We start from the raw sequence: 9,946 nt of genomic DNA on the forward strand, positions 1-9,946 counted from the left end.
TAATCAAAAAATAATTGTAAAACAGCAGGTGACAATTGTAAAATAAAAAATCCATATATGGAAGAGTTATTTCGTTTTCTTCTCAAATATGTGATTTTGTTTTGAAACCCATATGGTAAGTGCTTACCCCGTTTGTAAAAAATTAATACTCCTTAGTCACAAGCGTTTATTTTCATAAAATTCGATACCGCTGCTTTAATTAGCAAAATAAAAGAATCTTGCTTGATGTCTTCCCTATTTTTCACCCGAATATGCCGCATTGTCTTCCCTGTACCTTGTAATAAGTTGTCAGTATCTTGCTCCATGAGTTCGTTACCTTTATGAAAACCGAGATTCACATGGTTTTTGGAGGCTTGAAGATAACAAACCAGCCCATTATATGAATAGTTAGGCATAGACCACTTGAACTCCTCTTTAATCTCTGGAGAGGAGTGAAAAATGATTTCTCGTAATTTCTCTGTGAGGCTTTGTATGTCTGTTGGTAAATTCAAGATATATTGATCCACTTCTTGGATTGTACGCGCTTTATCATCAGCAGCCATTTAATATCTCCTTTTTTCTGTGTAATAAATTATTTAAAATAGGGAATGAGCTTAGGTGCTCATTCCCTTACTAATCAATAACCTGAAACTTGTTTTGTCTCATATGCTACGATAGCCTTATACAATGACTCCCGCTCCATTTCATTTAATGGGATGAGCGGCAATCGGACACCTCCAACAGGTATACCAATTCGGTTCAATGCTTCTTTTACCGGAGTCGGGCTTGGTGCTGCGAACAGAGCTTGCATTACCGGTAAGATCTGACGATGGATTGCAGCAGCATCAGATACATTCCCAGCAAAAAAGTGCTGGAGCATTTCCTGCATCTCGTTTCCGACAATATGGGAAGCGACAGAGACAATTCCTGTTCCACCGATTGCCACCGAAGGCAATGTCAGACTATCTTCCCCACTATAGACACTGAAGTCATCGGATGTATTGCTGATAATTTCTACAGTACGATCCAAGTCCCCACTTGCTTCTTTTACTGAAACAATATTATCTATTTTGGAAAGACGGATAATCGTCTCGGGTTCCATATTGACTACACTTCTTCCTGGAATGTTGTACAGCATGACAGGCAGTTTTGTTTGTGCTGCAATGGCAGAGAAATGCTGATACATTCCCTCCTGAGAAGGTTTGTTGTAGTATGGTGCAACGAGCATAATTCCATCGACACCAGTTGCTTCCGCTTCTTTTGTTAAGTCAATCGAAGCCTTTGTGTTATTTGAACCTGTTCCGGCGATGACTGGCACGCTTCCACCAACAACATCCACCACAAATTTAAATAACTTTAATTTTTCATCATGTGTAAGAGTTGGTGATTCACCGGTAGTTCCCGCAACAACTAAACCGTCTGAACCATTTGCAATCAGATAATTAACTAAATTTCTGGTTGCATCATAATCAATGTCACCCGCCTGATTAAATGGAGTTACCATAGCTGTTAATAATTTACCGAAATTCATAACTACACACCCTTTGATTAGAATTGTTTGCGTTGGTGTGGAGGGCCAAACTAAAAAAGCACCAACGAGAGCCCGCTGCTGCTTAGAACGTCTGTTATAGTTCTGCGCTTGATAGCCCTCCATATAGTTCCCTATATGACAGTCCTGCATCTATTAAATGACAGCACCAGCTTCAGGTTTATGAGTCTCCCTCCGCTTCGGCAAATTCCCCTTTCCTCATGGATCGCTAGAGCTCATACTCCTCCACATGAGTACTGATGGTTTTTGCACCTCTATCCTTACCTTAAAAAATCTAAAATAAGAAAGTATTCAATTGATAGGTGTATTATAACAATAAATCCTCGTAAAAACAATCTATTTTGCTTCAAAAATCGGCATCCTGGACATTTTCACAGTATTTTTACATTTTGAAGTGGTATAATAGCATAGAATTACAATAAACAACCTATTTGGAGGTAACATGCTTACATTTGAAGAAAAACTTGCAATTATAGAATCCTTTCCAGAACTGGAGCGTCATCATGTTTCCCTTGGCCGTGTCAATTTTCATTTTCAAGAAAGTGTAATGGAGAAAAAGATTGTCGTCTATCACCTTCATCCAAACGGAAATGGATTTGTCTATGCTGAACAGATTGAGGACAACTATGCAGTCGATTCGAAAGGCATGGTAAATATCCGGGATTTTACTGAAGAAGAACTGCGTAAAATCATAAAGCAATCCATCAAATCCCTTTCTGAGTCAGAACCTTTCGTGGAGTCATGGATCAACGATGAACGGCAAATCCTTAAAATAGTTCATGATTTCGATTTATGGAATATATATGCAGGAGATTTATTGGATGGAACTTATGCAACCTACAATGCCGCCGCTGATTACCTACAGCAAGAGGGCTTCAGAAGATGGGATGATGACCAGGAAGAGCTTGAATAGGCTAACAAAAGCTCAAACGCATTGACTGACCAGAAACTCAACACTAGCAAGGGACTGGAAAGCGCGTGGTTTTTGCGCTTGGAATGTCCATTGCTGTGACGGGAGTTTCTAGGAACCGGAGCTGGACGCGGCTGTTTATGTCTAAGAGTAATTGCTGTACCAAAATTTATTCTTTATATTTTTAAAAAATGAACCTGCTTTATTCAAAAGCGGTTCATTTTTTTTGCAAATAGGAAAGCATTAAATATCCAGTCCCGCGTTCGTACAGCCATAGATAGCTAAAGGGCCCAAAATCAGCTATCAATAGTTTACAATCACTTGAATGTCATGAAGAACCTTGCGTGCGAACTGGTAATACGCTGTATGTGGATATCTTCTTAACCGATTAACCCCTTCCTGTGCATATTCAAAGGCCTTATCAATTTCACCGATCTTCATATAACACAAGGCCCGGTATGTTGTAGTAATCTCGCGTATGGCTGCATCCATGGGATGAACACCCAAATGTTTGGTTCCCTCTTGTATGTGCTGTGTGAAGCGGCTAAGCGCCTCTCTTGGCTCTTTCAGCTTTGTATAGCATCTAGCTTTTGCATCGGAAATATGATCTGCAAACGAGTTCTGTACCGCTTCAGGAAGTTGAGAAACCTTTTCCTCATAGTTTTTAATCATTTTAAGCGCCTTTTCCGGCTTGTTTTCAAAAAACTCGACATAATGAATTAAAATCATTTCTTTATCAAGATAAAGCTGTTCATTATCGATGATTTCAAAGAACTTTTCAATTTTAGCAGTATACTCCCTTGCTTTTTGAAAATCATTTTCATTATAGTACATGAATGCACCACGATTATAAATTTCAAAGAAGCGATGCAGCATGAGATGTTTATTTGAGAACCTGATTAATTCGTCAAGCATTTCATAGTTTTTTTCCACTTCACCCAAAGCCTGTAAGATATCGAATTTCAGCAGCAGCAAATCAATGATTACGCCAACCGTATCGTAATCATTCTCTGAGTATATTTGATTGACCGCAGTGTGTATCTGTTCCAGTGCCTTTTGATAATTGCCCTGGCTGGATTCCACCATGGCATTGAAAAAACGCATTTTCAGAACCCTGTTCTCCATCTGCAACTCTTTATATATATTTTCTGCTTTTATCGCATACTTTTCCCAGTTTCCATCTTCCAGCAAATCATATTGCGGTTTATAGAGCAAATAGTACTGAAATAGGCAATGGGAATAGATTTCATAAATGCGCCCCGATTCAAAGCCGCTTCCCAATCCAGATATTAAACCTTTCATATGGCTGATCGCCTTCTCAAGGACTGGTTCATTCTGTATACCTTCTAAGAGTTCTTCTATATAAGACAGCTCTATCTTTAATTCATCTTTCGTCATGCCTTCTAAAAATTCGGATACGTTTACATCCAATTGTTTAGCAATATGCTGGAGATTTTCAGCAGAAGGCTTTGATTTTCCATTTTCAATTAAACTGATCATTGCCGGTGACATTTGATCCTTTGCAACATCAGCAAGTGTCAGTTTTCTCTCTTTTCTTCTCTTTTTAATTTTTTCACCTATATGAGTCATAAAAACCCTCTAATCAGTATCCTTTTTTGTTATTTTAGCATAATTTAAATATATTTAAAAATAAATTTAAATTATTTAAAAGGTCCGATCAACAACTTTCTTTCTTAAATATATTTAATATTATATTGAATATATTTAATCATGGGTTCCCCTATACTCCATGCACATTTCGAGCAATCAGTTTTCCACCACTATTGCTTATACAGTATTCCCGACCTGGAAATTTCGATTATCCTCGGTGTTGTGTTCATTGTTTATGGCGTTATGACCGAATGAGTTATCTAAACTTGTGCTTTTCGTGATTTCTTAACTAACGTGATTTTATTCTTTTTACGGTTTAGTATTTTCTCAAGTATTTCTTCTACATACATTGAAAAAGCTGGATGTGTACGCTGCCTTGGCCTCGGTAAACGAATAGGCTGATTTACACTGATTACCCCATCTTCAATTAATATGACCCGATCAGCGATTGCTACAGCTTCTTCTACGTCATGTGTAACGAGTATGGAGGTAAATTTCTTTTCCTTCCATAGCGATTCAATCAGATCCTGCATCTCTATTCTGGTTAGAGCATCAAGTGCTCCAAGTGGTTCATCCAGCAAAAGCAGTGAAGGGTTATGGACCAATGCTCTAGCCAGTGCCACGCGTTGCTTTTGACCACCGGAAAGTTTGGACGGCCAATCATTCATTCGTTCATCCAATCCGACCTGACGCAAAGCATCCGTAGCTTTTACTCTGGCAGTGTCAGGAATACCAAGGCATACATTATCAATTACGCGCTTCCAGGGAAGAAGACGTCCATCCTGAAACATAATTCGTGCATATTTATTTAGGTGATCTAATGGCTCACCGTTCATATAGATGGAGCCTTCATCATTACTTTCCAGTCCTGCAATTAACCTGAGTAAGGTGCTTTTTCCACACCCACTCTTTCCAACAATTGCAACAAACTCACCTTTTTCTATACTAAGATCCAATCCTTTGAGAACCTGCCGTTCCCCGTAAGATTTCTTAATATCGCTGATTAAAATATATTTTTCCTTATTTGATTCCACTTTGGTTACCTCCTATAGGTTTTCATGTATTCCACTGAAGTAACTTCCCTTCCAAAAACCTCGCAATCATATCTGACAGCTTTCCAAATAAGGCGTAGAGCAGGATGCTTAATACAATCACATCCATTTGCATAAATTCCCTTGCATTCATGGCCATATAGCCGATCCCTGTATGAGCTGAAATCGTTTCTGAAACAATCAATGTCAGCCACATTACCCCAAGGGAAAATCGGACACCGACGAGAATGGAAGACATCGCCCCAGGAAGAATAACAGCAAAAAACAGCGCTCTGCCTTTAAGGCCATATGCCCTTCCCATTTCCACCAACCCTTTATCAACCGTCCTTATCCCGTGATACGTATTTATATAAATCGGAAAGAGAACTCCAAGAGCCACTAAAAAGATTTTGGATGTTTCGCCTATTCCAAACCATAAGATTACAAGAGGAATTAAAGCTAAATGAGGTATATTTCTTAACATTTGAATTGATGTGTCAAATAGCAAATCTGAAACCTTGAACATTCCATTGAGCAATCCAAAGACAAACCCAATGGTCCCCCCAATAAGGAACCCGGCTAATGCCCTTCCAAGACTTATGCCAACATGGCTGGATAATTCCCCGGTTGACAAAAGCTCAATACCTGCTTGCAATACCTTTGTTGGCGCTGGCAATATCCTCTCGGGAATTACACCAACCCACGAAAACAGTTGCCAGCCAACAATCAACAAGAGGGGTAAAAACCAGGGGATGAACTTTTTAACCGATTCTTTTATTATAAACTTCACTTGCCCCACCCTTCTTTCTATCCGCTTACTTAGCCATGACATCTGCAACATCTATTTTCTTCGGAATAATTTCAAGACGGTAGAATGTATCTGCGATTTCCTGCTGTTCTTCAATAATTTCCTCACTTAATGGATCGACACCGTATACCCTTCGCTCCACCGCCAACTTAATCGAATCCTCGTCAATGTTTAAAATCGGTGCAAGCATTTTTATTAACTCATCATGATTATTATTTGCCCAGACAGATGATTTCTCAATTTCTTCCAGGATAACCTCAACCATTTCCTCATGCTCCTTGGTGAATGTCTCCGTAGCAATGAAAAAATCCCGATCGGTTGTATATCCCTCTCCATTGACTAATAGTGTTGCATTCATATTCACTTCTGTTGAGGAAGTAAATGGATCCCAAACTACCATTGCGTCTGTTTGCCCTTGTTCAAATGCGATTCTTGCATCCCCCGGCGACAAAAAGACAGGAGTAATATCTGTATAGTCTAACCCTTCGCTTTCTAGTGCCTTTACAATCAGATAATGTGAACTGGATCCTTTAGCAAAACTTACCTTTTTGCCATGTAAATCCTTTATTGATGTGATGTCTGAGTCTTCGGATACTAATATGCCGCTGCCCTCAAACTTAGATTTCCCAGCAGCTACAGTCACAAATGGAGCATCTGCAGCCTGCGCAAAAATCGGCGGGGAGTTTCCGGTTCTGCCAAAATCAATACTGCCTGAATTTAATGCCTCCACAAGTGCAGGACCTGCCTGGAATTCATGCCATTCTACTTTATAACCATTTTTTTTGACTCTTTCCTCAAGGGTACCTAAGGATTTTAAAATAATTAATGGACCATTTTTCTGATAGCCAATACGAATAACATCTTCTGTTGACTTAGCAGAAGAATCACTTATACTGCAACCTCCAATAACGATACACATCAAGATCAACATGTACATTGATATTCTTTTAAACATATCCAAACCCTTCCTTACCAAAATGTAATTTATACCTGTGGTTAGATTATGTATAAATAAAAAGTAGGTTCCTGTCCTGTATCAATTAAAACAATTTTTATTCTGGATAAATTATCTGCTTTCAGGAAAACTGATACAGACAGAATGAATAGGAGGAAATTGGTATGGGAGCATTAATGAATAAGCCACAGGAAGAGCCGTTCCATTCCGGGGAGGTCTATAATCTCTGGTCATACTTATACAGCACAAAAGCTACGCTCGTAACATTACAGGTTTTAATCAATCACTCTGGTGAAGAAGATTTAAAGGTATTTTTGGAAGACCTTCTGGAGAATGTGTTCACTCAAGAGGAGCAGCAAGTGGAAGCATTACTGAAAGAATCTGGCATTCGCTTGCCACCAGCACCGCCTGACCGCCCAAATGTTCAAGTCGAAGATATACCCGCCGGTGCACGATTTAATGATTCAGAAATCGCTGTCCTTGTACAGAAGGAATTGATGACAGGAAGGATTTTATGCAGTTATATAACCGGTATTGCTTTACGCGAAGATCTGCGAACGATGTTTAGCGAATTCAGTACGCAAAAAGAAGAGTACGAGCTCAAGCTATTAAAAATTACAAAAGAAAAGGGATGGATGGTTTCACCTCCTTTAAATATAAAGTAAGCCTCTAAATTCAAGGAATCAAGGAGTGGGAAAAAGGTGACAAAGAAAAATAAAAATATGGTAATCACTGCCATTGGTTCTATCCCTCTCATCATGACACTGGGAAATTCCATGTTAATTCCAATATTACCTGAAATGAAATCTGCCCTGGACCTTTCCCAGATGCAGGTAAGCTTGACAATAACGGTATTTTCCATAGCTGCTGCTGTTTTTATCCCGTTTGTCGGATATCTCTCCGACCGTTTCTCCCGTAAAATTGTCATTATTCCATCGTTAATATTGTTTGGTCTGGGTGGGCTAATTGCGGGGTTAGGTGCTGCTTTTTTTTCACATGCGTTTTTATGGATTATGATTGGAAGGACCATACAGGGTATCGGCGCTGCGGGAACATCCCCGATTGCTATGGCGTTAACCGGTGATTTATTTAAAGGAGGAGAACAAAGCCGCGTTCTGGGAATATATGAAGCCTCCAATGGATTGGGGAAGGTATTGTCTCCAATCCTTGGGGCCACTTTGGCCATAATCGTATGGTATTCTGTATTCTTTACTTTTCCGGTAATAAGTGTTGCCTCTGCTTTATTAGTATGGATTTTTATAAAAGAAAAGAGCAACCGTCAGTCCCCCCCTCCTTTTCGGAAATATGTCAGAGGTCTATTAAGTGTTTTTAAACATGAGGGGCGTTGGCTCTTTACAACATATCTTGCAGGCGGAACCTGTTTATTTGCTCTCTTCGGTATTTTGTTTTATTTATCTGACAATTTAGAGACGGAACATAACATTGATGGAGTTTTAAAAGGGCTAATATTGGCACTGCCCTTGTTGGTTATGGTAACTACTTCCTACTTTACAGGCAGTAAAATAGGAAAGAACTTAGAGAAGATGAAAAGATTGGCATTAATTGGATTTTTATTCAAGACAATCTCATACGCTTCTCTCGTATTTATCGATCAGCTCATTCCTTTTCTGGCTGTACTGGCCATAAGCAGTGTAGGGACTGGTCTCGTCCTGCCTTGTGTAAACAGTATTATTACTGGAGCAGTCGGTAAAGAGCGAAGAGGTTTTGTAACTTCTTTATATGGCTCTGTCCGATTTCTCGGAGTAGCATTGGGGCCGCCTATCTTCTCCCGTTTAATGGATTGGTCAAAAACAGGCATGTTTATATCCATCGCTGCATTTACTTTTATTGTAGGACTGCTCGTACTGCTCCTTCTTCATGTTAAAGGAAAAGACGGCAAGAAACATAAAAAAACAGTTGTCCGTTATAAATATTTGTAGGGTCGCTGTATCACTTTTTCCTCCAGCCAAGTGTATAGGTTTGAAAAAGATTCATTTGACATACCTGATCAATGACCTTCGAGGAAATCCATTGACTAATTAGTGCCAGGCCTATTATTTTCCAATCGATAATTATTGCAGTAACTAAAAAGATAGAAATATTTACATAGAAAAGGGGCTTTCCAGGAAGTATATTTCTTTTAGCAGATATAATAAGGGCAACTACCCCTACCCCTCCATTGGAGACCCCCTTTCGCATAAGGATTCCTATACCTGTCCCAAGGAATATAGAACCTGCTACTACATCAAACAACAAATTCCGGTCAGGATGAAAGTTCTGCTCAAAAAAGTGAAGTGAAATAGATGTTATCGTAATGCCGATTACCGTCCACACCGCAAACCGTTTCCCCAGAATTTTAACACCGACTACAAGCATAGATAAATTAACAATCCATAATGCAAGTCCCATATTTATATTGAACCAATAGTTTATTAGAACAGCTATCCCCCCCGCTCCACCTGAAGGAATATAATTGGGAAATAAAAACAGACCCATACCTAACCCTTGAATGACTCCTCCTGCAGCTACAATTCCAAACTTTGCAATAACATGCCTCACAACGTTCCCCCTAAGCGTTAACCCTTTTATCGGCGCTGGCTGGACAACTCTCCTATCTCATTTTATTCACAACTTTTTGGAATCATGACACTAGTTCCTTGGCGCATAAATAGTGAGTGACCGCATCTCCCGAGTTTTGCGGGGAATCTACCGAGTGAGCGGCTACGTCTCCCGAGTTTTGGACAGGCTCTCCCGGGTGAGTGAACACGTCCGGCTGTATGTATAAGAGTTAATTGCTGCCAACATTTATGTTTTCTTATTTCACAAGACAAAATCGCAAATCGACGCAAGAATTCCTCCATCACAAATCCAAAGAATTAATCTAAAATTATGATTCGGTCATTAGTGAAGGTTCAGATGTGAAAGGAATGTCGCAAGCACTTGATTGTGTTAAGAAAGAGATTTTTGTAATATATAAAGGATATGGCATTATTTTTTCATTCCATGACAAAAAACCGCTGATACAGAATGTATCAGCGGTTTCACCTTGCCTGGCGGCGTCCTACTCTTGCAGGGGCAAAGCCCCAACTACCATCGGCGCTGA

General features: G+C 39.5%; 11 protein-coding genes and 1 riboswitch. Of the genes, 4 read left to right on the top strand and 7 right to left on the bottom strand.

Annotation, left to right across the window (positions count from 1 at the left end; translation table 11 throughout):
- Positions 1–152: 152 nt before the first annotated feature.
- Together A4245_RS03185 and dapA are read right to left on the bottom strand one after the other, a co-directional pair.
- Positions 153–542, bottom strand: coding sequence for a DUF1801 domain-containing protein (locus A4245_RS03185; RefSeq protein ID WP_067725593.1), 390 nt, complete (start codon positions 540–542; stop codon positions 153–155).
- A 74-nt stretch (positions 543–616) separates the two neighbouring features.
- Entirely contained in the window at positions 617–1,510 is an 894-nt protein-coding gene (dapA, locus tag A4245_RS03190; RefSeq protein ID WP_067725595.1) for a 4-hydroxy-tetrahydrodipicolinate synthase, read from the bottom strand.
- A gap of 104 nt (positions 1,511–1,614) precedes the next feature.
- Positions 1,615–1,793: riboswitch (Lysine riboswitch) on the bottom strand.
- Between the two features lie 177 nt (positions 1,794–1,970).
- Between dapA and A4245_RS03195 the strand changes: the two genes are divergently transcribed.
- On the top strand, positions 1,971–2,441 hold the full coding sequence (locus tag A4245_RS03195; RefSeq protein WP_067725597.1) for a hypothetical protein: 471 nt from the start codon (positions 1,971–1,973) through the stop codon (positions 2,439–2,441).
- Between the two features lie 300 nt (positions 2,442–2,741).
- Here A4245_RS03195 and A4245_RS03200 read toward each other — a convergent pair whose 3' ends face one another.
- The 4 genes from A4245_RS03200 to A4245_RS03215 form a co-directional block, all read right to left on the bottom strand.
- The gene (locus A4245_RS03200) at positions 2,742–4,028 is read right to left on the bottom strand and encodes a helix-turn-helix domain-containing protein (protein WP_067725598.1); all 1,287 of its coding nucleotides are present in this window, start codon (positions 4,026–4,028) and stop codon (positions 2,742–2,744) included.
- 281 nt (positions 4,029–4,309) lie between these two features.
- Positions 4,310–5,083: an ATP-binding cassette domain-containing protein gene (locus A4245_RS03205; RefSeq protein ID WP_067725599.1), complete on the bottom strand. Its 774-nt coding sequence runs from the start codon at positions 5,081–5,083 to the stop codon at positions 4,310–4,312.
- A 22-nt stretch (positions 5,084–5,105) separates the two neighbouring features.
- The gene (locus A4245_RS03210; protein ID WP_067725600.1) at positions 5,106–5,870 is read right to left on the bottom strand and encodes an ABC transporter permease subunit; all 765 of its coding nucleotides are present in this window, start codon (positions 5,868–5,870) and stop codon (positions 5,106–5,108) included.
- Between the two features lie 25 nt (positions 5,871–5,895).
- Positions 5,896–6,843 (bottom strand): sulfonate ABC transporter substrate-binding protein, encoded by a 948-nt coding sequence (locus tag A4245_RS03215; RefSeq protein WP_067725601.1) that lies wholly within the window; start codon positions 6,841–6,843, stop codon positions 5,896–5,898.
- Between the two features lie 164 nt (positions 6,844–7,007).
- Here A4245_RS03215 and A4245_RS03220 point away from each other — a divergent pair, with 164 nt between their 5' ends.
- Together A4245_RS03220 and A4245_RS03225 are read left to right on the top strand one after the other, a co-directional pair.
- Entirely contained in the window at positions 7,008–7,508 is a 501-nt protein-coding gene (locus A4245_RS03220; RefSeq protein WP_067725603.1) for a DUF3231 family protein, read from the top strand.
- Between the two features lie 57 nt (positions 7,509–7,565).
- Entirely contained in the window at positions 7,566–8,783 is a 1,218-nt protein-coding gene (locus A4245_RS03225; RefSeq protein WP_067725626.1) for an MFS transporter, read from the top strand.
- Positions 8,784–8,793: 10 nt separating this feature from the next.
- Here A4245_RS03225 and A4245_RS03230 read toward each other — a convergent pair whose 3' ends face one another.
- Positions 8,794–9,402, bottom strand: coding sequence for a YitT family protein (locus tag A4245_RS03230; RefSeq protein WP_084268643.1), 609 nt, complete (start codon positions 9,400–9,402; stop codon positions 8,794–8,796).
- 359 nt (positions 9,403–9,761) lie between these two features.
- On the opposite strand from A4245_RS03230, the gene A4245_RS20525 reads away from it, so the two are divergent.
- Positions 9,762–9,946 (top strand): hypothetical protein (locus tag A4245_RS20525; protein WP_234402335.1); only part of this gene is annotated, 185 nt, incomplete at its 3' end.

The sequence above is a fragment of the Oceanobacillus damuensis genome (assembly GCF_001618145.1).
Classification (GTDB): domain Bacteria; phylum Bacillota; class Bacilli; order Bacillales; family Amphibacillaceae; genus Oceanobacillus; species Oceanobacillus damuensis.

Coding starts and splice junctions, on each gene's coding strand:
- A4245_RS03185 (WP_067725593.1), bottom strand. CDS start 542: ATGGCTGCTGATGATAAAGCGCGTACAATCCAAGAAGTGGATCAATAT.
- dapA (WP_067725595.1), bottom strand. CDS start 1,510: ATGAATTTCGGTAAATTATTAACAGCTATGGTAACTCCATTTAATCAG.
- A4245_RS03195 (WP_067725597.1), top strand. CDS start 1,971: ATGCTTACATTTGAAGAAAAACTTGCAATTATAGAATCCTTTCCAGAA.
- A4245_RS03200 (WP_067725598.1), bottom strand. CDS start 4,028: ATGACTCATATAGGTGAAAAAATTAAAAAGAGAAGAAAAGAGAGAAAA.
- A4245_RS03215 (WP_067725601.1), bottom strand. CDS start 6,843: ATGTTTAAAAGAATATCAATGTACATGTTGATCTTGATGTGTATCGTT.
- A4245_RS03220 (WP_067725603.1), top strand. CDS start 7,008: ATGGGAGCATTAATGAATAAGCCACAGGAAGAGCCGTTCCATTCCGGG.
- A4245_RS03225 (WP_067725626.1), top strand. CDS start 7,566: ATGGTAATCACTGCCATTGGTTCTATCCCTCTCATCATGACACTGGGA.